24 protein-coding genes are annotated in these 26639 nt (G+C 36.3%); 22 read left to right on the top strand and 2 right to left on the bottom strand.

Annotated elements, in window-relative coordinates; all coding sequences use genetic code 11:
• Positions 1–114 precede the first annotated feature (114 nt).
• Together MKZ30_RS05150 and MKZ30_RS05155 are read left to right on the top strand one after the other, a co-directional pair.
• On the top strand, positions 115–948 hold the full coding sequence (locus tag MKZ30_RS05150; RefSeq protein ID WP_033600717.1) for an ABC transporter ATP-binding protein: 834 nt from the start codon (positions 115–117) through the stop codon (positions 946–948).
• Positions 949–951: 3 nt separating this feature from the next.
• A complete protein-coding gene (locus tag MKZ30_RS05155) occupies positions 952–1653 on the top strand; it encodes a hypothetical protein (protein ID WP_033600716.1) in 702 nt (233 codons plus the stop codon).
• A gap of 72 nt (positions 1654–1725) precedes the next feature.
• Here the strand turns inward: MKZ30_RS05155 and MKZ30_RS05160 are convergent, their stop codons facing one another.
• Positions 1726–2634: an LCP family glycopolymer transferase gene (locus MKZ30_RS05160; RefSeq protein WP_033600715.1), complete on the bottom strand. Its 909-nt coding sequence runs from the start codon at positions 2632–2634 to the stop codon at positions 1726–1728.
• 277 nt (positions 2635–2911) lie between these two features.
• On the opposite strand from MKZ30_RS05160, the gene alsS reads away from it, so the two are divergent.
• From alsS to MKZ30_RS05175, 3 genes are all read left to right on the top strand, one after another.
• On the top strand, positions 2912–4564 hold the full coding sequence (gene alsS, locus MKZ30_RS05165; RefSeq protein ID WP_249958796.1) for an acetolactate synthase AlsS: 1653 nt from the start codon (positions 2912–2914) through the stop codon (positions 4562–4564).
• Between the two features lie 11 nt (positions 4565–4575).
• Entirely contained in the window at positions 4576–5280 is a 705-nt protein-coding gene (gene budA, locus MKZ30_RS05170; protein ID WP_002366507.1) for an acetolactate decarboxylase, read from the top strand.
• 157 nt (positions 5281–5437) lie between these two features.
• The gene (locus MKZ30_RS05175; protein ID WP_016614177.1) at positions 5438–6520 is read left to right on the top strand and encodes a PA2928 family protein; all 1083 of its coding nucleotides are present in this window, start codon (positions 5438–5440) and stop codon (positions 6518–6520) included.
• 113 nt (positions 6521–6633) lie between these two features.
• Here MKZ30_RS05175 and MKZ30_RS05180 read toward each other — a convergent pair whose 3' ends face one another.
• Complete coding sequence (locus MKZ30_RS05180) at positions 6634–7395, bottom strand: WxL domain-containing protein (RefSeq protein ID WP_025187497.1); 762 nt, start codon at positions 7393–7395, stop codon at positions 6634–6636.
• 230 nt (positions 7396–7625) lie between these two features.
• On the opposite strand from MKZ30_RS05180, the gene MKZ30_RS05185 reads away from it, so the two are divergent.
• From MKZ30_RS05185 to MKZ30_RS05265, 17 genes are all read left to right on the top strand, one after another.
• A complete protein-coding gene (locus MKZ30_RS05185; protein WP_002382188.1) occupies positions 7626–8006 on the top strand; it encodes a hypothetical protein in 381 nt (126 codons plus the stop codon).
• A 207-nt stretch (positions 8007–8213) separates the two neighbouring features.
• On the top strand, positions 8214–9050 hold the full coding sequence (locus MKZ30_RS05190) for an ABC transporter permease (protein WP_002382189.1): 837 nt from the start codon (positions 8214–8216) through the stop codon (positions 9048–9050).
• Positions 9043–9822 (top strand): ABC transporter permease, encoded by a 780-nt coding sequence (locus tag MKZ30_RS05195; RefSeq protein WP_002357916.1) that lies wholly within the window; start codon positions 9043–9045, stop codon positions 9820–9822. The genes MKZ30_RS05190 and MKZ30_RS05195 overlap by 8 nt, the downstream gene beginning before the upstream one ends.
• A 38-nt stretch (positions 9823–9860) precedes the next feature.
• Positions 9861–10901, top strand: a complete 1041-nt coding sequence (locus MKZ30_RS05200) for an ABC transporter ATP-binding protein (protein WP_002382190.1) — start codon at positions 9861–9863, stop codon at positions 10899–10901.
• Between the two features lie 26 nt (positions 10902–10927).
• Complete coding sequence (locus MKZ30_RS05205; RefSeq protein ID WP_033600713.1) at positions 10928–11992, top strand: ABC transporter substrate-binding protein; 1065 nt, start codon at positions 10928–10930, stop codon at positions 11990–11992.
• Positions 11968–13752, top strand: a complete 1785-nt coding sequence (locus tag MKZ30_RS05210) for an adenine deaminase (RefSeq protein ID WP_002382191.1) — start codon at positions 11968–11970, stop codon at positions 13750–13752. The genes MKZ30_RS05205 and MKZ30_RS05210 overlap by 25 nt, the downstream gene beginning before the upstream one ends.
• Positions 13736–15064: an amidohydrolase gene (locus tag MKZ30_RS05215; protein ID WP_033600712.1), complete on the top strand. Its 1329-nt coding sequence runs from the start codon at positions 13736–13738 to the stop codon at positions 15062–15064. Before MKZ30_RS05210 ends, MKZ30_RS05215 begins: the two co-directional genes overlap by 17 nt.
• 184 nt (positions 15065–15248) lie before the next feature.
• On the top strand, positions 15249–16139 hold the full coding sequence (locus MKZ30_RS05220; RefSeq protein ID WP_002382193.1) for a helix-turn-helix domain-containing protein: 891 nt from the start codon (positions 15249–15251) through the stop codon (positions 16137–16139).
• 219 nt (positions 16140–16358) lie between these two features.
• Positions 16359–17294 carry an FAD:protein FMN transferase gene (locus MKZ30_RS05225; RefSeq protein WP_010715111.1) on the top strand — a complete coding sequence of 312 codons (936 nt, stop codon included), beginning with the start codon at positions 16359–16361 and terminating at the stop codon, positions 17292–17294.
• Positions 17295–17320: 26 nt separating this feature from the next.
• The gene (locus tag MKZ30_RS05230) at positions 17321–17929 is read left to right on the top strand and encodes an NADPH-dependent FMN reductase (RefSeq protein WP_002357907.1); all 609 of its coding nucleotides are present in this window, start codon (positions 17321–17323) and stop codon (positions 17927–17929) included.
• 18 nt (positions 17930–17947) lie between these two features.
• The gene (locus tag MKZ30_RS05235) at positions 17948–19204 is read left to right on the top strand and encodes an NADPH-dependent oxidoreductase (protein WP_002360528.1); all 1257 of its coding nucleotides are present in this window, start codon (positions 17948–17950) and stop codon (positions 19202–19204) included.
• 411 nt (positions 19205–19615) lie between these two features.
• Positions 19616–21106 carry a helix-turn-helix domain-containing protein gene (locus tag MKZ30_RS05240; protein ID WP_002366520.1) on the top strand — a complete coding sequence of 497 codons (1491 nt, stop codon included), beginning with the start codon at positions 19616–19618 and terminating at the stop codon, positions 21104–21106.
• Positions 21057–21731 (top strand): AP2/ERF family transcription factor, encoded by a 675-nt coding sequence (locus MKZ30_RS05245; protein ID WP_033600711.1) that lies wholly within the window; start codon positions 21057–21059, stop codon positions 21729–21731. Before MKZ30_RS05240 ends, MKZ30_RS05245 begins: the two co-directional genes overlap by 50 nt.
• Positions 21732–21988: 257 nt before the next feature.
• Positions 21989–22879, top strand: coding sequence for a metallophosphoesterase (locus MKZ30_RS05250; protein ID WP_033600710.1), 891 nt, complete (start codon positions 21989–21991; stop codon positions 22877–22879).
• 291 nt (positions 22880–23170) lie between these two features.
• A complete protein-coding gene (locus MKZ30_RS05255; protein WP_002382199.1) occupies positions 23171–24082 on the top strand; it encodes an ABC transporter permease in 912 nt (303 codons plus the stop codon).
• A gap of 14 nt (positions 24083–24096) precedes the next feature.
• Positions 24097–24978, top strand: coding sequence for a carbohydrate ABC transporter permease (locus MKZ30_RS05260; protein WP_002357901.1), 882 nt, complete (start codon positions 24097–24099; stop codon positions 24976–24978).
• Between the two features lie 17 nt (positions 24979–24995).
• The gene (locus MKZ30_RS05265) at positions 24996–26594 is read left to right on the top strand and encodes an ABC transporter substrate-binding protein (protein WP_002357899.1); all 1599 of its coding nucleotides are present in this window, start codon (positions 24996–24998) and stop codon (positions 26592–26594) included.
• The last annotated feature ends 45 nt before the right edge of the window (positions 26595–26639 follow it).

Below are 26639 nucleotides of genomic sequence, written 5' to 3' on the forward strand. Positions count from 1 at the left end.
GTAGTAATGGTTGCATTTGGTATGGTAGTAATTAGTGTTAAATTAATAGGGATTGGCTTGTTTTGCTATTACGAACTAAAGGCTGAAAAAAATTGTAGTTAAGGAGTGTTGCTAATGCAATTAGAAAATATTTCAAAAACCATTGATAAAAAAGAAATTCTAACAAATATTTCAATTACTGTAGAACCAGGTGAAATTGTCGGTTTAATTGGTCCAAATGGTGCAGGTAAAACGACTACAATGAAAATCATGGGTGGGTTAATGGTTAATTTTCAAGGTAAAGTCGTTGGACAAGAACGGATTGGTGTTTTAATTGATGGACCTAAATATTTTCCGAATAGAACAGCAAGAGAAAATCTTAATTATTTTCGTGCTCTTTCAAAAGAGAGTTATTCAGTTGATTATGTAGAATCACTATTTGATATGAAAAATTACGGGAAAAAGAAAGTCAAAGATTTTTCTTTAGGTATGAAGCAGCGCTTAGGAATGGCGTTAGCTTTAATTAACAAAAATGAGCTGCTTATTTTAGATGAACCAATGAACGGTTTAGATCCAGATGGCGTACAAGCGACCATTCAGACACTAAAGCACTTAGCAAAAGAGTTACATATAGGGATTGTCATTTCCAGTCATATTTTAGGGGATCTAGATAAGTTGTGCGATCGAGCGTATTTTATTAAAAATGGAGCAATTATTCAAACAGTCACTTTAGGAAAAGAAGTATCAGTCTATCAATTTACCTTTGATGAAGAAAACGAAGACAAAGTGAGTGAAATTAGTGCTCTTTTTGATGGCGTAGAACAAAGACATCCTCTTTGGTTAATTTCGGAAGCAGATTATCCATTATTCCTAAAAGAGTTGGTTTTAAACGACGTCATTCCACTAGAAATGAAAAAGCATGCGCTAAATTTAGAGGACGTTTATTTTTCATTAGCAGAAGGGGAGTAAGAGATGAAAGTAACAGCTGTTTTAAAACAAGATATTCGGCGCAGAATTTTTCGATTTTCTGTTAGCTATCTCATGATGTTTGCCATTTTAGGGTTAGTCCCACCATTTTTAAATTATTTTTTTGGCGATATGTTTGATGTAAATGATTATATCAGTGCGATGAATTTTATTAACAGCTTACTATTACCGATTTTAGTAGTGTCCTTTGTTGTTGACGATCAAGGCTCACGAATTAGTGATTATTATTTTAAAACAAGGCAAGGTCGGCATCTTTATTTGTTCTCGCTATTGATTTGTGGACTATGTTTGGGCTTGTTAGCAGGATTTTTATTAATCGGTGTTTGTGCTCTTTTAGGCATGGTTCTTTCAGTAGCTATTTCATGGAAAGTGTTGACTGTTCTATTAGCTTCTTATGTATTGTTACCGTTGTTCTACTTATTTTTAGCTATAACGGTTTATTTTTTCTTTCATATAAAGGGAGTAGCTTTAACGACCTTTAATTTAGTTTTTGTGATGATTGTTCCTATTTTAATAAATATTGGAGCATCAACCATCGGATTGGGCATTCTTTTGCAGTCTCCTTTTTACATTTTAACATTTTTAGGAATGGGTTCAGGAACGATGAATGAATTATTTTATTGTTTAGTAAGCATACTAGTGTTATACGGAATAAATCATTGGAAAATACTACGAATTGATTTTTGAGTAAGGATAGTTCGATTTAAGATTTTAAAAGCATGTATCAGACGTATTTTATTGTCTGATACATGCTTTTACTTAGTTATTCAATTGATTTTTCAACTCTTGTTGGACACGAGTTAATTCTTGTTCATCCACACGTTGGTAGGAAACACCATCTTGCATAAAACCAGTACCTTGAAGTTGGTCTTGTTTCACTTTACCAAAGGCACTGCGATAATCTAAGGCAATTTTTTTCATGTCATCAAAACTTAAATCTGTCTTCATATTATCAGAAACAGCTGTTAAAATTTCTTGATAGTTGCTTACGCTGTTAAGACTTAAGACTTTTTGGACGATGCCTTCAATCACTTTTCTTTGACGTTCTTGGCGGCCGTAGTCACCATTAGGATCTTCGTAACGCATTCTTGAATAGGAGAGTGCTTGTTCACCATCCAATGAAATTTTACCAATCGTAAAATCATATCCGTTTTGGGAAAAAGTCAGATTATTGTTCACTTCGATTCCGCCAACCGCGTTGACTAATTCTTTTAAACCAGCCATATTAATTGAAACATAATGATTAATAGGTATATTTAAATAGTTTTCAACTGTATCCATTGCTAAAGATGCGCCACCAAAAGCATAGGCGTGATTCAATTTATCTTGTTTTCCTTGACCTGGAATATCAACATAGGTATCGCGAGCAAGACTGACTAAGGTTGTTTGCTTGTCACGAGGATTAACTGTTGCAACAATTGTTGTATCCGAACGACCTTGCTCGACACGCCCATCATCGCCTGTATCAATCCCTAATAATAAAACAGAAAAAGGCTCCTTATTGTTTAAATTGACCTGACTTTTTTTAGATCGTTCTACTGTTTCATAGGTTTTATCCATTGATTTAGAAACATCCCAATAAAGTTTTGCTCCCATTCCAACAACTGCAAGAAATAGAACCAAGATAATCCCAAAGATAATGGCAAAAATTTTCTTCCCTTTTGACATATTTTTCCTCCAATAATTTATCACAGGTTGTGATTTTTTTCTTATAGGTTAATCTTACTAATTTTTAGTGAAGAAGTATATAATAATTGTTGAAAGACTATAAAACTTTAAGGTATTTTGCATTATTTTTGCTTAATCTTTTGAAATATCTCAATTCTATTAAAATATGCGAATTAGTATATTACACGTTTTCAAGGTGTTTCATTGTTGATTAATTAGAATTTTAGTGGTATTTTTGTATTTGTAATTAGTACAGATTTTAATTGGAGGTATAACAGTGAGTAAAAAAGGATCAGATATCATAGTAGAAAGTTTAATCAATCACGAAGTGCCCTATATTTTTGGGATTCCCGGTGCAAAAATTGATGGGGTTTTTGATGCATTAGTTGACAAAGGCCCAGAATTAATTTTAGCTCGACATGAACAAAACGCTGCCTTTATGGCACAAGGGATTGGTCGTTTGACGGGAGAGCCTGGCTTAGTTATTGCAACTAGTGGACCTGGTGCCAGCAATTTAGCAACTGGGTTAGTAACTGCGACTGCAGAAGGGGACCCTGTTTTAGCATTGGCTGGACAGGTGAAACGGTCCGATTTGTCAAAATTAACTCACCAAAGCATGAATAATGCTGCATTATTTAGTCCAATAACAAAATTCAGTACAGAAATTCAAGATCCAGAAACATTATCTGAAAATATTGCCAATGCTTACCGTATCGCCAAAACAGCGAAAAAAGGCGCAACATTCTTATCGATCCCACAAGATGTCACAGATAGTCCGGTGACAGGCGAAGCAATTAAGCCTTTGTCGGCGCCGAAACTGGGCCATGCATCAGCAGAAACAATCGTAGCTTTAGCTGAACGAATCAAGCAAGCGAAATTACCTGTTTTACTTTTAGGAATGCGGGCCTCTGCACGAAAAGTTACCGCAGCCATTCGTGAATTGGTTGCTATAACTGGTTTGCCAGTCGTGGAAACGTTCCAAGGAGCAGGAATTATTTCAAAAGAATTAGAAGAACATTTCTTTGGGCGTGTTGGTTTATTTCGAAACCAACCTGGGGACCGTTTGTTAAAAAGAAGTGATTTAGTGATTGCGATTGGTTATGACCCCATTGAATATGAAGCACGTAATTGGAACGCAGAAAAAGATGCGCGCGTTATTGTTATTGATGAAGTTCAAATGGAAATTGATCAATATATGCAACCGGAAGAAGAGCTAATTGGTGATATGTCTAAAAATATTTTGAAATTATCAGAAGCATTTAGTGAACCAATATTAACAGAAGATGCGCAAGATTATTTAGAAACGCTTCAAGAAAAATTAACGATTAAAGAAGTAAAAACAAGTACAATTGAAAATCGATTACATCCATTAGAAATTGTTCAAACGCTTCAAGAAAAAACCACGAATGAAATGACAGTTACTGTTGACGTAGGGAGTCACTACATTTGGATGGCTCGCCACTTTAGAAGTTATGAACCGCGTCATTTATTATTTAGTAACGGTATGCAAACATTAGGTGTCGCTTTGCCTTGGGCAATCTCGGCTGCGCTGGTTCGTCCGAATACACAAATTATCTCTGTTTCTGGGGACGGCGGTTTCCTATTTTCGGCGCAAGAATTAGAAACAGCGGTTCGTTTAAAGCAAAATATCGTGCATATTATTTGGAATGATGGTAGTTATGATATGGTTAAATTCCAAGAAGAAATGAAATATAATCGATCCTCTGGCGTAGATTTTGGTCCAGTTGATTTTGTGAAGTATGCTGAAGCTTTTGGAGCCAAAGGGGTTCGAGTTCATTCACAAGCAGAATTTGCCGCAGCTTTAGAAGAAGGAATGCAAACAGAAGGCCCAGTGATTATTGATGTTCCTGTGGATTATTCAGATAATCAAGAATTAGGTAAAACATTGTTACCAGATCAACTTTATTAGGAGATGGAAAAATGAGCGAACAATATGTTTATCAACATGGTACGCTAGGCGGTTTAATGGAAAGTTTGATGGCAGGAACGGCAGAAATTGGTACGTTACTCACGCAAGGTGATTTTGGAATTGGGACATTAGAAGGCTCAAATGGCGAAATTATTTTATTGGACGGTATATTGTATCATGCGAATCAAACTGGCGAAATTACTATTTTAGAAGGCGAAGAATTAACGCCATATGCCGCAGTTACTCGTTTTCAAGAAGATGGCGCATTCCCTGTATCAACGGAAACCGATGAAAATATTAAAGCACAAATTTTAGAAAAAATTAGTCCTAATTTTTTTGCGGCAATTAAAATTAGCGGTCTTTTTGCGAAGATGCATGTCCGTGTGGCACCTAAACAAGAAAAACCATATCCACCATTTGTAGAAGCAGCACGCAATCAACCTGAATTTACAGCGGAGAATATTCAGGGAACAGTTGTAGGGTTCTTTACACCTAAATTATTTCATGGTGCTTCTGCTGCAGGATTTCATTTGCACTTTATCAGTGAGGATCACCAATTTGGTGGGCACATTCTTGATTTTGGCATTAAACAAGGGACTGTTTCTTGGATGGAAGCAGCAGAATTGCGGCAGCATTTTCCAGTTCATGATGCTGATTATCGGAATAAAGAAATTGATATTGCAAAAGCTTTGTCTGCAATTGAAGAAGCGGAATAACTGAATAACAAGGCACATTTCTCCACGCCCATTCAAGTTGACCTAGTTAGTCAACTTGAATGGGCTTATTGCTGTTCGTCGCTTTTTGTTGTTATTTTTCAAAAAAAAATAGTATCCTTTTTATAATAAGCAAATAACAATTGGAAAGGATGGCGTAATGGACACACTTTATAGAAGTTGGCAATTATCTGGTTGGCTCTATCATGATATTTTTGTCATCATTGTAGCAATTATTTTTATAGTAATTAGTGGTATTTTGGTTATTTCCTTAATAAGAAGGCGGAGTACAAGGAGACTGGTTCCCTATGCGTTAATTTTGTTGGTTTATCTTGCAGTGGTACATTTTGCTGGTTTAATCTTTTTCGGAATGTTTCGTTCAGTAACGATTGAAGAGAAAAGTGCGACGTTTTATTCTGAAAAAACGAAAGGCTTAACTTCAATTGAGCGAATGATTATCCCAAATGGACGAACGAATGGCATTAGCACCAGTAACTCATTGTTCCAAGTGATTTCTGTTAATAGTCAGACGGGCGAACGAATGTGGAGTAAACGTTTAGGCTGGCGTGATTATTTAATTGGTCAAACGGATCAATATGTGGTTTTGAATAATGCTGATAACGAGGCCATTTACTTACTCGATACAAAAACAGGGAAAAAACAGTTTTCCGAAGCGGATTTAGTGAAGAAATTCCCTGAATTAAAAGACTATTTAAGCTCTGATTTCGTTGATTATCGTTTTATGGATAATCGCTATCTCTATATTTATGGATTAAACAATCGATATTATCAATTAGATTTGAAAAATTGGCAGTTAAAACAAGACCCAACTTTCAAAGAAGTCTTTCAAACACAAGAAGCGCCTAAATGGACGGTAGATTCAAATGAGAGTCAAATTGGTCAAGAGCTGTCATCGGAAGAGCGAACAACAGTGCAAGGAAAACTAGAAGAGCAACTAATAGCACCAGTTTTACTAGGCAAGAAAGATGAAGCAAATTATTATGTTCTGTCATACAAGAAAAGACAAAGTATTCAAGCGATAGTTGGCTTATACAATTGGCAGAAAAAAACATACGAGTGGCAAACACCGTTGCTTTTAACTAAAGAAAATGTACCTATTGAAGCTTTTCAAGTAGAGGATGCGTTGTTTATTAAAGTCCCGCGTTATTTATACAAAATTAATTTGAATAATGGCAACCAAGAGTATCAGTTTGATTACCGCTGGGGCCAAGTGATTCGTTAAACGAAAAGCGGTAAAGTATGTTTAGACGAATAGAAGGAGCAAATAGTCCTTATGATATAAAGAAACGCTTAGAAGAGTAGTGATTTCGCTAGTTTTCTAAGCGTTTCTTTATTTTATGCAGGTCCAGAGATTAAATTCCAGATAATCGAACCTGTATATGCGCCAGGAAATAATTGTGAAACAGGGGTTTGAATTGCAAGAGAAATATCGGTCATGCGGCCACTCCACATGCCTTGTCCTTTTCTGTCACCAGCGTTACTCATTAAAGTCGCACCGTTACCGATAATAATTGGGTTGGTCGGGAAGTCGGGTGCAGCAGGATCTTCTGAAAAATCCAGTCCATACATTGTATTTGTCATAAAGAAACGCCTTAACGTTTTGTCATAGCGGGCATAGCCGCCTGTTAATTGAAACGTAATGATGCCTAGTAAAGAATGAGCTTCGTTTCGCATGTGTGGGATTTCAGCAGTGACATGCCAACCAGTTAAGGCTCCGCGAACATCCCCCATCCCGAAGTGTCTCATTGTATGAGTATTACCTTCAGAAGGTCGTATAGGAACTGCTGTTAAATCACCAGAAATCGCTTGGGTTTCAAAAGTAAATTCTTTCGGAATGAAGAGCAAGTCAAAACTAGTGTTAGGATTTTCTAAATCAGGATCAACGGTATCGTCAACCGATTCATCGCCAGGCAGCCCTCCAAGTTCTAGCTCAACTGAAACAGGCGTTTTTCCAGAACGAGTGGCAAAAGAAACCGATGGGTCAAAAGTAAAGAGACTGAATACTAGAAACAAGACTGTCATTGATTGATAAGTGAGTAGATTTTTTTTATTCAAGAAAGTTCCTCCTTTAGGTGCTGATAATATAAGTATACGCAAAAAGAGCTGTTTTTATTTATCAGTAATTTACAGGGAATTCGAAAATATTGAGACAAATAGTTTTTAATATTAGTTGAGAAAGGTGAGTCGACAATTTTTACTTGTTGATTCTGTCTTTTTTGAGCACCATTCGTTATATCAAGCATGCTAAAATATAAAAGAAATCATCAGGTATCACTAATGAAAAGGGAGAGGAGGAGAAAACTTTGAGTAAGTGTTTAGGGTTGTTGATGATTTTATTTGTATTATCTGGCTGTTCAGGAAGTAGGGATTCACAACAGGAAGTCGTTATAGAAAAGTCTGCTAATAATGACAAAGTAAGACAATTTGTCGATCAAAAAAATCCGCATTTAGGAACGCAATTAGAAGCAGAATCTTATACTAAACAGGAAGCGATTGAATTTTTACAAAATGGTTTAGGGATACCAACGAATGACTCGGCGTTTCATTATACGTTTAAGCAGTCAAATAAAGGAAGTTATGTTGTTCAAATTAGATCTGAAAAGAATAGTGTCTCGAAAGAGAATGAATTGTTCGGATATTATCAGGTGTATCAAGATGGTATTATAGTGAAAATGATGGAAAAGGATCAAACGTTCCAAGAAAATTAAGTGATAAATAAAAAAGTTGACAAAAAACACAAACAGTTTTGTTTGTGTTTTTTTGTTTAATGTTCGTGTTTTATTTTTTAATAACCTTTTCCGAAAAAATATACGAACGTTCGGGTTTAAAAACGAACAAAAAGATGAAAATGTGTTGAAATATACGTTTTCCTTGCGTATACTGATGAAGTGAAAAAACGAACGAGGAGTGTACGAATGAACAAGAAAGTTCCTTATTTAATTGTGGCACCGGGACTAGTACTATTATTATTTTTCTTAATGATTCCATTAATTACTAGCATTTTGCCAACCATTTTTACTGATCATGGCTTGACACTAAATCAGTATGTTACTTTTTTTAAAGATGACTATAATGTTTCAATTTTCTGGCGAACGATAAGAGTTTCGTTAATTGTGACGGGGATTTCAATCGTGTTGGGCATTCCAACGGCATACTTTATTGCTGGAGTTTCCAAAAAATGGCGTGGCTTTTTAATGGCTATGACCTTGTTTCCACTATTAACCAACTCAGTTATTCGAAGTTTTGCTTGGATTAACATTTTAGGAAAAAACGGTGTAGTGAATACGTTGTTATTAAAAACAGGCTTAATTGAGCAACCGCTGAATTTATTGTATACAGAATTTGCAATTATTATCGGTTCAGTGTATTTATTTTTACCGACAATGATTATGACCTTAGTTGGGGTTATGGAAAACATTGAAGGAGAAATGCTAGAAGCGGCTGAGACGCTAGGCGCCAATCCAATGACGGCTTTTCGGAAAATTGTTTTACCTTTATCAATTCCAGGCACCATCGTAGGAAGTATATTAGTGTTTACAGGAACTTTAACGGCTTATACGACGCCACAGCTGTTAGGTGGTAACCAAAAAATGATGATGTCGACCTTCTTATATCAAAAGGCTAATACTTTAGGTGATTGGCAATCGGCGAGTGTTCTTGCATTTATTATGATTTTAACAACATTAATTGTGATGAAAGGCCTAGACATGGTCGCTAAGAAAGTAGATCGGAGAGAAGCAAATCATGCGTAAGCAAAAAGGACTATCTGTTATTGCAATTCTAGTTTTTCTATTTTTATTTTTACCATTATGTTTGATTGTGGTGACTTCTTTTGGAACAGCCGCAGCGATTCAATTTCCGATTAAAGGATTTACTTTAGATTGGTACGCCAAAGCCTTACAATCGGAAACGTTTATGGACAGTTTTAAGTTAAGCTTGTTGATTGGGGTATTAGCGACTGTTTTAGCATTAATAGTAGGGATTCCGGCTTCCTACGCGCTGGCACGTTATTCCGTTCGCGGGCGCAACTTTATTAAAAGCTTTTTCTTATCCCCAACTGTGATTCCAGGAATTGTGGTCGGGTATACGTTATTTCAATATATTGTTATTAAATTAGGTTTGCCTGTCTTTCAAGGATTATTAATGGGGCATTTTTTAATTAGTTTGCCTTATATTATTCGAGTGGTTGGGTCAAGTATGGAACAACTAGATTATTCAATGGAAGAAGTAGCTTGGACATTAGGTTGTACAAGATTGCGAGCTTTCATTCAAATTGTTTTACCCAATGTGTCTTCAGGAATTTTTGCAGCCTTTATGTTAGCATTTGTCAATTCGTTTAACAATGTTCCTGTATCGATGTTTTTATCAGGTCCCGGTGTGACGATGCTGCCTACTTCTTTATTAAGTTATATGGAATACAATTATGATCCAACTGTTTCAGCAATTTCTGTATTGTTGATGCTACTAACAATGGGCTTAATGTTTTTAATTGAAAAAACGTTGGGACTAGCTTCCATTGCCTAAAACATGGAAGAAGCACGAGATAGAAAGAGGAGAAAATTTTGACTTTTGTGGATTTAAAAGATATTCGCGTCAGCTATGACGGAAAACAAGATATTTTAAAAGATTTAAATATTTCAATGGAAAAAGGAGAGTTAGTTTCTTTATTAGGACCGAGTGGTTGTGGTAAAACGACTACGCTAAGAGTGATTGCTGGATTAATTAAGCCAAACGACGGACAGTTTTTCGTTGACCAAGAAGAACTAACAAAGGTTCCTGTCCATAAAAGAAACTTCGGGATGGTTTTTCAAAGCTATGCGTTATTTCCCCATTTAACGATTGCAGAAAATGTGGCTTTTGGGCTGAAATTACGCAAAGAAAGCAAACAAACCATGGACCAAAAAGTCGCGGAAATGCTAAAAGTATGTGGTTTAGAAAGCTTGGGAGACCGTTATCCAAAACAATTATCTGGTGGTCAAAGACAGCGGGTTGCGCTAGCACGGGCTCTGATTATCGAACCTAAACTATTACTACTAGATGAACCGTTGAGTAATTTAGATGCAAAATTACGTGTGGCAATGCGGATTGAAATCAAACGGATTCAACAACAATTAGGCATTACGACAGTTTTTGTCACACATGACCAAGAAGAGTGCTTTTCTATTTCAGATAAAGTGGCCATTATGAATAATGGCGTGATTGAACAATATGATTCACCAGAAACGATTTATCGTTTGCCTCGTACTAAGTTTGTTGCAGAATTTATCGGTTTTGAAAACTTTTTCTCTGTTGAAAAAATGGAAGCTGGTCATTATCGGACACAAACAGATCAAATAGTGAAAACGACTAATCCTGAACCAAATGTTACAACGACAGTGGCAACGATTCGTCCAGAGGACATCGAGATTGTTTCAGAAGCTGCTACTAATACTGTCGCAGGTACTGTCGCTGTCCGAACATTTTTAGGGAAAAGCTATCAATATGAAGTGGAAACAGCGTTAGGTACATTGCTGGTTAATGGAACAAGTGAACAGTTATATGAAACAAACGAAACCATTCACTTGGCTTTTCCAGCTGAGAAATTAGTTATTTTAGAAAAATAAAAACCATTTTGGAGGAAGATTAAAAAATGAAAAAACGCGTAATTTTAGGGACATTAGTCGCTGCAACGTTATTAATGACTGCTTGTGGAAACAGCGAAGCAACTACGAAAAGCGAGAGCAAAGGTGGAAGTAATGCTTTAGTCGTTTCAACTTTCGGATTAAGTGAAGATATTGTCAAAAAAGACATTATCGCTCCGTTTGAAAAAGAGAATGAAGCGAAAGTTACCTTAGAAGTAGGCAATAGCGCAGACCGCTTTACGAAATTAAAAAATAATCCCAATGCGGGAATTGATGTTATTGAATTAGCACAAGCAAATGCAGCACAAGGTGGAAAAGAAGGGTTATTTGAAAAAATTACAGAAAAAGAAGTACCTAATTTAAGTCAGTTAACGCCGGGAGCAAAAGAGGTTTTTGAAAGTGGTGCTGGCGTACCAATTGCTGTAAACAGTATCGGGATTGTTTACAACAAAGAAAAATTAGGCAAAGAAATTAAGAACTGGGATGACTTATGGTCAGCTGACTTGAAAGGTAAAATTTCTGTTCCAGACGTTGCCACGACAGCAGGTCCTTTAATGTTATACGTTGCTAGTGAACATGCTGGTCAAGATATTACAAAAGATAACGGGAAGGCCGCTTTTGAAGCGATGAAAGAATTAAAACCAAACGTTGTTAAAACGTATTCAAAATCGTCAGACTTAGCTAATATGTTCCAATCTGGTGAAATTGAAGCAGCTGTGGTTGCTGATTTTGCGGTTGATATTATTCAAGGCGCAGCAGAAAACGTGACGTATGTCGTCCCAGAAAGCGGCACGTATGCCAACTATAATACAGTCAATATTCCTAAAAAAGCACAAAACAAAGAAATCGCCTTTAAATTTGTTAACGCACGGATTAGTGAAGAATCACAAAAGGCCAAAGCGATTTCGTTAAATGAAGGACCTACAAATCAACAAGTAACGCTAAGCGAAAAAGAAGCGAAAAATAAAACATATGGTGCCATTGCCGAACGTGCCAAAACAGTCGATTTTAATTTTATTAATAGTCAACTAGCGGATTGGATTGATCAATGGAATCGGACGATGAATCAATAGTTTTAGAAAAGAGGGACAAAATGAACGTCGATGTATTACTAAAAAATGTGTGGCTGTATCAAACAGTCACTCAAACATTCGTTCAACGAAATGTTGCGATTAAAAATGATAAATTTTATTACATTTATGAAGAAGAGAACGTCAATTTGCAGCCCAAAAAAACAATTAATGCCGAGAATCAATGGATGATTCCCGGCTTAATTGATGCACACATGCATATTGAAAGTTCCATGACGACACCTACTATTTTTTCCAAAGCAGTAGTGCGTTACGGTGTGACAACGGTGATTGCCGATGCCCATGAAATGGCTAACGTATTTGGCTTAGAAGGCTTAAAAGCTTTTATGGCCGCTGAAACAGAACTAGATATCTTTCACGCAATTCCTTCCTCGGTTCCTTCGACTACTCCCGAATTAGAAACAACTGGTGGGATTATCGGCTTAGCAGAAGTAGCAGAATTACTCAAAGAGCCAAAAGTGATTTGTTTAGGGGAAGCCATGAATTTTAAAGGGATTTCCTATGAGCCAGATTCTTTAATTCGTCAAATTATCGATTTGTGTCAAAAACAACGACCAACCATGCCTTTAGAAGGCCACTGTCCTAAAATCGAAGATCAAGAGTTAGCAGATTTTCTATATAGTGGTATCACTTCAGATCATACCCATCAATTTCCTAAAACGTTAAAAGAAAAAATTGAAGCGGGCGTCTTTATTCAATTTCAAAATAAATCAATCACTCCTGAAAACATTCAGGTGATAGTAGACAATGACTTCTACAATTATGCAAGTATTATCACGGATGACGTGATGGCTGATGATTTGCTAAAAGGTCATCTAAATGAAAATGTCAAAAAAGCCGTTCAAGCAGGGTTGCCTATCGAAAAAGCCATTTATATGGCAACTTATACGCCGGCCAAACGAATGGGTCTCCATGATCGCGGCGAAATTGCACCTGGTAAAAAAGCTGACTTTTTGTTATTAAATGACTTAGAAAGTTTTGATATTAATACGGTTTATAAATCTGGAAAGGTCGTTTTTGAAAAAGGCGAGCCCTTCCATTATCCAGAAAAAATCGAAGAGTTTCCAGCCGCGTACCAACAAACCATCCAATGTAAAAAGTTAACAGAAGAAGATTTACTTTTAAAGGTGGCTACAACAAAAGAAACAGTTCGTTGTAATGTGATTCAAAAACAAGAGATTGGCACATTTACAGAGCGAATTACAAAAGAAATTCCTGTTGAAAATGGGTTGTTGCAATGGCAAAAAGCCAACTGTGCCTTATTAATTGTGATGGAACGTTACGGAAAAAATGGCAATATTTCTTTTTCTTTAATGGATCAACCCCTTTCCGAGAAAGGAGCCATTGCGACAACCTGGGCCCATGATCATCATAATTTAATGGTGATGGGTAATACGATTGAGGATATTTTATTAGCGCAGAATGAATTATTAGCGATGCAAGGCGGCTATTTGGTTGCTTCGGATCAGCAAGTGATGGCAACTTGTCCTTTACCAATTGGTGGGATTTTATCGCAAGCACCGATTGAACAATTAGGCGCTGCTTTGCAAAAAGTCCGACAAGCTATGCAAGCGTTAGGCTATCAAAATATGAATGAAATCATGTCCTTTTCCACACTATCATTGCCTGTCTCGCCAGCCATTAAAGTGACAGATTTTGGGATGATGGATACGAAGTCACAACGTTTCTATCCATTAGTTTTTCCAGAGGATGGAGTTCTTTTGCATGAAAACACTCATTAAAAATGTGCATATACTAACAATGGATGAGCAATTTTCAGAAATCAAAGCCGGCTATTTAGTGATTGAAGAAGACACAATTGTGGAATTAGCACCAATGACCACACTTGATGAAAAGCGAATGGCTGCAAATCAAGTAATCGATGGTCAAAATGGAATTTTAATGCCTGGGATGATTAACACCCATACCCATGTAGGCATGATTCCATTTCGTTCGTTAGGGGACGATGTGCCAGATCGACTCCGGCGTTTTCTTTTTCCATTAGAACAATTCATGACAAAAGAATTAGTAGGATGCAGTAGTGATTATGCAATTGCTGAAATGTTACTGAGTGGTATTACGAGCTTTTGTGATATGTATTATTTTGAAGATGAAATTGCTAAAAGTTGCGAAAAAATGAGTGTTCGCGCTTTGCTCGGAGAAACGATTATTGACATGCCCACTTGTGATAGTCCGGAACCTTCAGGCGGTCTTTTTTACGCGGAAACCTTTATTCGCAAGTGGCAAGGACATCCGTTGATTACGCCTATGCTTGCGCCGCATGCACCGAATACCAACTCACCAGAAGTGTTAGCAAAAATTATTGAACTTAGTCGGCGATACCAAGTTCCTGTGACCATGCACGTTGCTGAAATGACTTATGAAATGGCTGAGTTTGAAAAAGCCTATCAAAAAACACCAATTGCTTTCTTAGAAGAACTGGGTTATTTGGGCGAGCCGTTTATTTTAGCGCATTGTATTTTGGCAACAGATGAAGATCTTGCGAGTTTAGCTGCTACTAATGGAAAAGCGCGTGTCGCTCATTGTATCGGTGCGAATACTAAATCAGCCAAAGGCGTAGCGCCGATTAAGCAAATGCTTGATCAAGGGATTATTGTCGGTTTAGGCACGGATGGACCTAGTAGTGGGAATACATTAGATTTATTCACCCAAATGCGCATGGTTGCGAATTTTCATAAGACAGCACACCAAGATCGCTCCTTGTTTCCTGCGAAAGAAATTGTTTATCTGGCAACGATGGGGGGCGCTAAAACGTTAGGTTTGGCGGAGCAAGTCGGTTCATTGGAAGTGGGCAAAAAAGCGGATATAACATTAATTGAAACGCAATCAGTTAATATGTTTCCGATTTTTGATGCCTATTCAGCGTTGGTTTATTCAGCAAATGCTAGCAATGTTGAAGCCGTTTGGGTGAACGGTCAACAGTTAGTTGCCAATAAAGAATTACAACAAGCTAATCTCAAAGAAATCAAGGAAAAATTATATCAGGCCATGAATACGTTTGTGAAAGAAGCTAAAAAAAGAGCTGCTCTCTAAACAAAGCAAGTATGACGTATCGGATTGATTAAATAACGCTGGATTGACGTTTAGTGATTTAGGTTCTAATAGAGCGCAGACAAACTTTTAATGAAAGAGTTGTCTGTGTTCTTTTTTGTTATAAACATTTTTCTTTTTCTATATATATTTTTAAGGTAAGTTGTATTATAGTAAGTTTGAGAAGATGAGAATGAGAGGAAAAGCAATGAATATACAACGGTTTATAGAAAAACGCAAAGCACGTGGTTTGTCACAAAGTGAATTGGCTAAAGGGATTTGTACGCAAGTTACGGTTAGTCGCTTTGAAAAGAATGGTCAAGTCCCAACTTTAAAAATATTGATCCAACTATGTAATCGTTTAGAGCTACCTTTGGGAGAGCTCTTCCCGCGCGTAGGGATTAAACAACCTGAAATTCTTGAAAAAATGGAAGAAGCAGAATTCTTCTTGATTACCAGCGAACATGACCAATTGCAAACAATTTTAAAAAATATTCCTTTTGATGAAATCAAAGATTCCCAACTGTTATTAGAATATTATTATTTACAAGGCTTTGTCATGATTTTTCAAAATGCTTCGTTGATGGATTGCTTATTTACCTTTGAAAAACTTCTGTTTGAAGAGCAAAAATACACGAGCGATATTTACCGTTTGTTAGCTTTTACTGGAATTGGCATGGCCTATGCCAAAGAAGGCGAAATTGAGAAAGCCGAATTTTATTTCAATAAGGTCTTCAAGGAAATTTATCTCTATACTATTCAATCAATGGAAGATACTTGGCGAGTATTAAATGTTGTCTTTCACTGTGGTGTTTTTTATGCAGAAAAAGGCGATTTAGAAACAAGTGATGCTTTGTTAGAGTATGCGATTTCCATCTGTTCTGATAATCACGTCACGTATTACTTGGCAAGAGCAGCTTTCCAGCTTGCAAAAAATGCCTTAGCTGAAGAAAAGCCGCAAGAGCAAATTTTAGAACTACTACAAGATGCCCGCGCGTATGCAAAAATCAATAAAAATCGCATCTTGTTGGAAGCAATTCAAACATTGAAAGAAACAATTTTATCTAAGAATAATTAGTTTATATAGAAAATTATATATTTATTTTCAAAATATAATAAAAAAAGCGTTTTTTAAAAGAGTTCAAGACACGTTACGACCTTAAATGAAAATTTTAAGGTCGTTATTTTATATAAAAAAATATATAAACGACTTGACTGGCATCAAATAAAGGCGTATGATTCATTTGTGAATAAATGTGAAATAAAACACAATCTTTCGTGGAGAGGAAGTCTTGAGGTGCAACAAAGTCAAACTATTTATTTGATGGGCACAGTAATAGATGTATTTGTAGACCATGAAGAACCTGAAAAAATTCTAGAAGAAGTGCATCAACGATTGATCACTTATGAACAACGCTTTAGTGCAAATGATTCAACTTCGGAACTGATGGCTGTCAATCAACAAGCTGGGAAAAAACCAGTCAGCGTTCATCCAGAGTTGTATCAATTAATTGCATTAGGGAAAAAACATAGTTGTGATCCAGCTAGTCATTTGAATGTTACCATTGGCCCGTTAGTTCAAACGTGGCGAATCGGTTTTAAAGATGCCCGTGTCCCGTCAGAAAAGGAGATAAAAGCCTGTTTGAAAAAAATTAATCCAGAAAAGATTCACTTAAATCCCTTAAAACAAACGGTTTTTTTGGAAGAAGAAGGAATGAAATTAGATCTGGGGGCTTTAGCAAAAGGCTATATCGCTGATTTACTAATTACCTATTTGAAAGAAGTCCATGTGACGTCTGCTTTGATTAATCTGGGCGGCAATATTGTGACGTTGGGGCCCTCTACGCATCAAAACAAAAAATGGCGAATTGGTATTCGCAATCCGCAAGAATCAAGAGAAACAATCAGCTTACTTGTCGAAGTGGCTAATCAATCGGTTGTGACGTCGGGCATTTATGAAAGAAGTTTAACCGAAGCTGGGCGAGTCTATCACCATTTGTTGGATCCGACGACCGGTTACCCATTGGAAACTGAAATGGCCAGCATCACAATTATCTCGGATGCTTCAGTGGATGGTGAGATTTGGACAACGCGTTTATTTGGTTATCCAATTCCAGAAGCGCTTGAAATCCTCAATCAACTAGATGGGATTGAAGGAGTCATCATTACACAAGACCAGCAAATTTTATATAGCAGTGGGTTAGCAGATACTCTTCACATTATCCATTCATAGAACCGAAAAAGAAAGGACAGCTCATTATGAAAAAAATTATCGGCTTAGTAGGAACGAACTCAGAGCAATCAACCAATCGTCAACTTTTGCAATTTATGCAACACTATTTTGCGCAGGAGGCTGACATTGAACTAGTTGAAATTGTTGACTTTCCTATGTTTAACAAGCCAGAAGACAAAGTTTTGCCAGAAATAGTTAAAACGGTTGCTGAAAAAATTGAAGCAGCAGATGGCGTCATTATCAGTACGCCTGAATATGACCATGCGGTGCCGGCTTCTTTGATGAATGCCCTAAGTTGGTTATCTTACGGGATTTTTCCGTTTGTTGATAAACCAGTTATGATTACTGGTGCATCCTATGGCACGTTAGGTTCCTCTAGAGCACAAGCGCATCTGCGTCAAATTTTAGATGCTCCTGAATTGAAAGCACGAATTATGCCAAGCTCTGAATTTCTATTAGCGCATTCCTTACAAGCTTTTGATGAAAACAATGCGTTAAAAGATTCAGAACAAATAGATAAACTAGCTGGTTTGTTTGCAGATTTTTGTGTATTTATTGAAATTACAGAACAGCTGAAACATGCGCATGCGCAAAACAAAAAAGAAGCAGAAAATTTCTCATGGGAAACGATTTAACGAAATGGAGTGAATAAAATGAAATTAATTGGGATCGTCGGATCAAACGCTGATTCTTCTTATAATCGGTTACTGCTGCAATATATTGGCAAAGAGTTTTATAAAATGTTCGACTTGGAAATTTTAGAAATTAAAGATATTCCAATGTTTAATCAAAGTAAGGATCAAACGAACAGTGTCTTGATTCAGAATATGAATCGCAAAATTTTACAAGCAGACGGCGTAATTATTGCGACTCCCGAACATAACCATACCATTCCTGCCGGTTTGAAAAGTGTGTTAGAATGGTTATCTTTCAAAATTCATCCGCTGGAAAATAAACCAGTAATGATTGTTGGTTGCTCTTATTATGATCAAGGAACCTCACGTGCGCAATTACATCTCCGTCAAATTCTTGATGCACCTGGTGTCAATGCGATTGTGATGCCTGGAAACGAGTTTTTATTAGGGAAAGCTAAAGAAGCATTTGATGAAAACGGCAACTTAATTGCGGAGGGAACACGTCAATTTTTAGAAAGCACATTACAAAAATTCGTGGAATTCATTGATGTGATTTCAAAATTAGAAGGGGCTAAGCCAAAAGACTTACCTGAAGATTTACATGCAAAAGGAACCATTGAAACAACGATCGAAGGGGTTGATATGGCAGCAGATGATTGGGTAGAACAAGCAGCAGAAGCGGTTCAGGCTGTGGAAGGCGACACATACGTAAAATTAGATCGAGGCATTTTAACCGTAGATCAGCTAAATTATTTCTTAAAATCAATGCCAATGGAATTGACTTACGCAGACAGTAATAATCAATTTTTATATTACAATAAAAAAATGGCTGCTGAAGAAATGTTTGCTAAACGGCAACCAGGACAAGTTGGTAATCCATTAGCGAATTGCCATCCGCCAAAAGCATTGAAAAATGTAGAATGGGTGATTCAACAATTACGGTCAGGAAAAACAGATGCTATTCGCGTTCATGTTCCAATGCACGGACCAGATACCTATGTAGTGCATAATTATCAAGCGATGTATGATGATAATGGAAATTACGCGGGAATTAATGAGTATATTTTAGACTTTAAACCAATTGTTGATTGGTATTTAAAACAAACTGGGCAAGAATTAGTCGGTGGAAAAAACGTCGATGCAGTCAGTGGTGCCTCCAAAAAAGAAGCGCCAGAAACGGCAGATAGTGTATCAAGTGCATCAGTCCATGAAGAAGAGTCAGCGACCGAAAAGCCAACAGTTGACAGCGTTTCTAGCGCTTCAATTAAAGAGTAAAATAACAGTAAAAAATAGCGGCAACAAGTAGTCATACTGTATTCAGATTAGCAATGCCAAATGAGGACTTTTATTGACAGAAGCTGATACTTAAAAGAGTAAGAACTTTATAGGAAGATAGTATAGAAGACGAACCAAAAGTTTCAATCATTTTTGACGAATAGGCTAGAAAAGAAACAGAAAATTAGTCAAACAAATCAGCTTTTCTTTAAATTTAAAGTAAAAAAATAACAAAAAAAGCCTCCTTGGTGACGCAAGGGGGCTTTTTTTGGTTAAAATAATACTTTTCTATGAAGATTCCTAAATATTGAAAGAATCATTTTTAAATTTGTGGAAAAAATAAGCAAGATTGACACTCACGTCTTGTTAAAAAAATAGATACTTAAGGCGTGATAGTTTGGAGTTGAAAATGTGACTACTTTGTTAGATGAATTATTAGACCAAGAATTCCGAGATAAATTACTTATTTATCAAACTTTTATGAATAGTGAAGGTCCATTATTAAAAGAAGAATTTTATGGATATTTTGATTTATCCACTCAAAAGTTAGAATCGTTGTGCCGTCAAATAAATTATGAATGTACACAGATTTCTTCAAGGAGTCAAATTCTTTTTCCAGCTAAAGGACTGATTAGTGCGCAAAAATTATCGCAAATTGATTATCAAGCCTTAAGAAAATATTATTTTGATCAATCACTAATGGCCAAGTTGCTTCTTGATGTGGGCCTCTATCAAAAGCACACGATTCAAGAATTTTCTCAAATTCATTTTATGAGCAAAAGCAAAATTTATGCCTTCTCGTATAAACTAAATCTGATTTTAGCTAATTGGCGTATTAAATTAAAGTCAACAGGCTTGGTTGGAGAAGAGAAAAATATCCGAAGTTTTTGTTTTCAATGCTTGTATTATTTTTATGGAAGTAATCAAGAAAGGCTGCCTAACATTTTGCTGGAAAATAGTCCTGGCATTAAGCGATTTATAAACGATTTACAACTGATGTATCAAAGAACGTTTAGTCTTAATCAAAGCGCACAACTATTTATTCTTTTAACGATCCAACGTTTTCGTGTGTTTTCTGATCATGTAGTGGACTCTTTTACGGAAGTTCATGTGCCTAGCTGTTTACAGCATGCGTTTGAAAAAATCTATACAAGCGAAACCCCTCTTTTTAAAGAGGATTTTGGCAAAGAGACTTCATATATTTTTCTTTTTTTAAGTTTAAATGAATACATTGATAGTCCGATTGTTTTTCCAGATAAGTTAACCATGTTAGACGAATTTATTGATCATATGAATAGTGTTATTCCTTTCTTTGAAAAGCGAATTACGGTGGAAACAAAAGAAAAATTAAAGTTGATTTGTTATCGCTGGGACCGCCTATACTTTTCAGTGGCTGCATTTATTCCCGCCAAGCAGAGCAGTTTCTTTGAAGAGCGGTTTCCTCAAATTCATCGCGCCTTAGATGGTTTTATACAAAAGACAGAGTCGCTGCATCAAAAACGATTTTTAATGTATGAACGCGTGCATCTATATTATGATTTTATGTTTTGTTTGTTAAATGATCGGTCTTTTTGCGCAATTGAAAAAACGATTCATGTATTTGTTGATTTTTCTGGTGGGGAGGATTATAACCGCTTTATTGCAAAAATTATTGCTTCTTTCAATTATATGGATGTGATGATTGATCACAAATTAACCTTAGAAACCGATTTGTATTTGTCCGATTTTTATAGTTCGAAAGTACGGTGTCGTCAATTGACATGGCGTCATTTGCCGGAAACAAAAGATTGGCAAGTATTTGCTGAGGTGGTCAGAGAACTAAGAAAGGGAGAGACTCAGAAAAATGAGCACTATGGGAGAGACCCAATCGAGATGTGGCGAGAACAAGAATACGAAGGATAGTCAATTGAGACAAGCAGGTAACTATAAAGATTTAACTGGCCAAAAGTTTGGTGAGTTGACAGTAGTAGCACCAACGGCAAAAAGAAAAGAAGGGATGATTGTTTGGGCCTGTCGCTGTTCTTGTGGGAGCTATACAGAAGCTTCAAGAAGACAACTAATTCGTGGGTATCGAACCAAATGTGCGCACCATCGCTATCAAACAATGTTGAAAAAAAACTATCATGAATTAGTCGTGGTACGGATCGAAAGTATTCAACAGACAATGAAAGCGTATTGTCTGTGTTCGTGCGGACAAGCTTGCTGGGTTCGCTGTGAAAATTTGTTGAATGGCCATACCAAAAGCTGCGGTCATCGTAAAAAGAAGGATTACCGACAAAGAGTTGCTGGTGTAATTCCAGGGAAGTTGCAAAGTAAACGCCCCAAAAATAATAGCAGCGGACACAAAGGAGTGAGCCAGACCGCTTCTGGGAAATGGCTGGCTTATATCTCTTTGAAAGGCAAGCGTCATAACTTAGGTATCTTTACGAAAAAAAGTGAAGCAATTTTAGCAAGAAAATTAGCAGAACGTCGTCTATTTCAACCAATTTTACAACAAGAAATAGTGACTACAAATAAGGAAGTTTAGCAACAGAGAGGATGCGAAAGATGTTAGCAGGCTTATTTTCAGTAACTGGAATGATTTTATTGGGGATTTTATTTTGCTTAATTGGTTATCAAACGTTTCGAAAACATCATCATTAAGAGAAGAATGTTCTAGCTAGATAATTTCATCGACAGATGAAATTATCTAGCTTTTTTTATAAAAAAGCTAAGAAAAGGATAAGAGATTGTGGAAATTCTTTAGGTTGTTTAACAAAGCCTTAATTTCCTCTGTTTTAGATTGTGGTTAAGAAGATTTTTCTCTATACTAAGTCTTCGGAAATCAAAGAAAAGAAAGGAGCGAGTGATGTGGTTAAAAAAATTGGTTTAAGTATAATGCTCTTATTTTTTTTCTTAATTATCGCACTCCCAATCTATGCGTGGAAGATTGAGCCGAATTTAGTTCACGTTAATCAGGTGACTTTGGGAAAGAAAAATCAACGAGAACCATTGAATGTTGTGCAACTTTCGGATATACAAGTTTCAGAATTTTATGAGACGAAGCGGTTAGATAAAGTCATAAAAAAAGTCAATCGTGAAAAACCAGATATTATCGTTTTTACAGGTGATTTATTTGACAATTATGCCAAAAATCCGCAACAAAAAGAACCGATGATTGAAAAATTAAAACAGTTGCAAGCGACAATTGGAAAATATGCAGTTTGGGGAAATCATGATTATGGTGGCGGTGCTTCTGGGGTGTATGATGAAGTCATGGAGGCCAGTGGCTTTACCGTTATGAAAAACCAAGGAGAAACAGTAACCCTAGCAGATGGACGCCGTCTTTTTATTGGTGGTTTAGATGACTCGTTATTAGGAAATCCTTCCGTTTCAGAAACATTATCCTATCGAGAAACGTATGACTATGCGTTATTAATGACCCATGAACCAGATGTCGCGGATGCATTTATTGGTACGGGTACACAGTTAGTTTTAGCAGGACATAGCCATGGCGGACAAATTTGGATTCCTTTTTATCCAATCATAAATGTTTTAGCAGAAAAGTATACCAGAGGATTGTATCAGTTGGACCAAGAAACGCAACTATATGTTAATACAGGCTTAGGAACGACCGCCATTCATGCCCGTTTTGGAGTGATCCCTGAAATTACACATTTTACTATCTATATTTAAAAAGTCTGGTCGGATTGACCAGACTTTTTTCTGTTATTTAACAGAATTATTTTTAAGAAAAAGATGTTCATATTTTGGTGAAACGTTTCTATAAAATGCTTTAAAATATCTATAAAAGAGTATTTTTATGGAAAAAGAAGCAGGGAAAATAATTTCTTTATAAATGGTCTATAGCGCTTTTTAATGCTGTTATTTTTAAATAAAACCATAATGTAAGGGTTTACAACTGTTTGAAGTGAATGTATAATCTGTTTGTAGAAACGTTTCACTAAAAAGAAAGGAACCCTGCTTATGAAAAAACTAAAAAAGTTTTATGATCAGCGGCAATTGCATTGGATGGTACTTCCGGGTGTAGCATTCATGATTGTCTTTAACTACATTCCAATTTATGGAATTATCATTGCTTTTAAAAATTATACGATTGTTGACACGGTTTCTTCTGCACCATGGGTTGGACTTGAAAATTTTCGAATCATTATGGAAGATAGTTTTTTTTGGGAAGCAGTTCGTAATACCTTAGCGATTAGTTTAATGAAACTTTTTTTAGGATTCGCTATTCCGATTATCTTAGCAGTAATGATTTTTGAAATGAGAGATGGACATTTAAAAAAAGTGATTCAGACGATTTCTTATATTCCGCACTTTTTTTCTTGGATCGTTTTAGGCGGGATGTTGATTTCGTGGCTTTCAACAAATGGCTTTATCAACCAAGTCATGATGTCGTTAGGCTTAATGAATCAGGGCGTCAATCATTTGTTAGATCCTGATAAGTATTGGTGGATTGCTGTTCTTTCTGATTTGTGGAAAGAAGTAGGTTGGGGCACGATTCTCTATCTTGCTGGCATGTCTCGCATTGATCCAACGTTTTATGAAGCGGCGAGAATTGATGGTGCTTCCAAATTAACACAAATCCGAACGATTACTTTGCCCTTATTAGCGCCGATTATTTCGTTGAACTTAATTCTAAATGTTAGTGGTTTATTGGGATCGAACTTAGATCAAACGTTGGTTTTAATGAATGCTCAAAACCAAAACAAATCAGAAGTAATTAATTCATTTGTTTATCGTATGGGGCTAACGCAAGGGGACTTTTCTTATGCGACGGCAGTTGGTTTAGGGATTTCCGTTATTTCAATTGTTTTATTAGTCATTACAGATCGCATTACTAGAAAAATGAACAATGGTCGGTCGGTTATTTTATAAAGGAGGCAACAGCTGTGATTAAAAGAAAATCAAAAGAAAACAAATGGTTTTACTTTTTCAATACGTTAATTCTTGTGTTGTTTTCTTTATTAATTATCGTGCCAATTTGGAATATTTTAGTTTCCTCAGTTTCGTCAAGTTCGGGTTTAGCCGGTAAAGGCTTGGTTTTATGGCCGAAAGGATTTACGCTAGAAAATTATCGGAAAGTTTTTTCGGATAGTAGCATTCCGCGAGCGTTTTTGATTTCTGTTTTAAAAACAGTCATCGGTGCGTCGACGCATACGCTGTTCTGTGCAATTGTCGCCTATGGACTTAGTAAATCTAGACTAGTCGGGCGTAACATTTATACAACGATGGGTGTTATTACAATGTACTTTGGTGGGGGCATGATTCCCACGTATCTTTTGATTAAGTCATTAGGACTCTTAGATACCTTCTGGGTATATATCATTCCAGCTTTATTTAGCTATTATGATGTAGTTATCTTAATGAACTTTTTCCGAGAAATTCCACCATCTTTAGAAGAATCCGCCAAAATAGACGGCGCCAGTGAGTTTCAAATTTTTTATAAAATCTTTTTACCTTTAACAAAACCGGCATTAGCCACCATTATTTTATTTAATGGGGTTGGTCAATGGAATGACTTTATGACCACGAAATTATATATTACCAAAGAATATCTGTATCCATTGCAGATGAAAATTTATGAAATTATTGTTCAATCAAACTTGAGTACCATGACAGAGAGCGGCAGTACAGATATGGTGGTGCAGGCAACGACACGTGGTGTTCAGCTGGCAACAATTGTCATTACAACGATACCAATTTTAATCATTTATCCATTACTACAAAAACACTTTATCGGCGGTATGATGGCCGGTGCAGTAAAAGAATAAAGAAAGTAGGGAACAATATGAAAAAAGTTTTAGGCGGTTTATTGGTGGCAACGGCGGTCGTTAGTTTAGCGGCATGTAGCGGTGGGGAAAAGAAAGCTAGCTCAGATGTCTCAATTAAGGATCGGTATGAATTAGATGAAAAGACGCCTGCTTGGAAGTTAGATAAGAAGAAAGAACCGACCAAGATTAAATGGTATATTAACTCAGATTGGACGGCATTGCCTTTTGGAAAAGATGTGACCACTGCGCAGATTAAAAAAGATTTAAATGTGGATATTGAATTTATTTCCGGCGATGATTCAAAATTAAATGCCATGATTTCAAGTGGAGATATGCCTGATATCGTGACATTAACTGAAAAAACTGGACAAGCAGCATTGAAAGCAGATTCTTGGGCCTATTCTTTAAACGATTTAGCTAAAAAATATGACCCCTATTTAATGAAAGTTGTTAACCAAGATACGTTTAAATGGTATGCCTTAGAGGATGGAAAAACATATGGTTACCCTAATTACTCTAATACAAAAGCGGATTATGAAAGTGGAAATATCCCAGTAAATGATAATTTTGTTATTCGTGAAGATGTCTATAATGCATTAGGCAAGCCAGACGTTTCAACACCAGAAAATTTTGAAAAAGTCATGCAACAGATTAAAGAAAAATATCCTGAGATGACCCCAATGGGCTTCACCACAGTGGGCGATGGTGCAGGACCATTTTTAGACAAATTACAAGACTTCTTAGGTGTTCCTTTAGAGGATAAAAATGGGAAATACTATGATCGAAATTTAGATAAAGAATACTTAGAATGGTTAAAAACATTTAATGATGTTTACCGAGCAGGCAATATTAGTGATGATAGCTTCACAGATGATGGAGCGACGTTTGATGAAAAAGTGAAACAAGGAAATTATGCAACCATGCTCGTTGCTGGAACCAGTGGTCAAGGTGGGAACTTTACAGAATTTATGAAAAAATCTGGCACACGTTATATAGCCATTGATGGACCAAGTAGTACTTCTGGCCGAAAACCAACATTAAATCAAACCGGCATTTCAGGTTGGTTAAGTAATTACATTACGAAGGATGCGAAAGATCCAGCGAAAGTCACTCAACTATTCACATATTTAATTGATGAACCAGGACAAATTTTAACAAAATATGGCGTTGAAGGAGTTACTTATGCGTACAATGATCAAGGGAAAATTGATTATTTACCAGAAGTGAAAAAATTAGAACAAACAGACAATGATGCCTATAACAAAAAATATGGCATTAGTCGTTTCCTATACTTTAACAACGACCGTGTCAATAAACTAAAAGTGCCAATGGAAAGTGCTTTAACGCAAATGCAAGAATGGGGCAAAGGAAAATTAGTCCCACATTTCGTAATTGAAAATATTAATCCAGATGCAGGAACGCCGGAAGCTCGTGCGAATGAAGCGATTGAAACCAAACTAAATACAACCGTTATTTCAATGATTCGTGCGAAAGATGATAAAGCCTTTGACAAATCTTTAGAAGACTACAAAGCATTCTTAAAATCAAATAAATGGGATGCAATTGAAAAAATAAAATCTGAGAAAATGGCGGAAAACAGAGACAAACTTAAGTAAGAGAGGAGGAGAGAAAAGCGGATAAAGCAACGAGAAATCCGCTTT

This window comes from Enterococcus sp. LX10 (assembly GCF_023539285.1).
GTDB lineage: Bacteria > Bacillota > Bacilli > Lactobacillales > Enterococcaceae > Enterococcus > Enterococcus faecalis.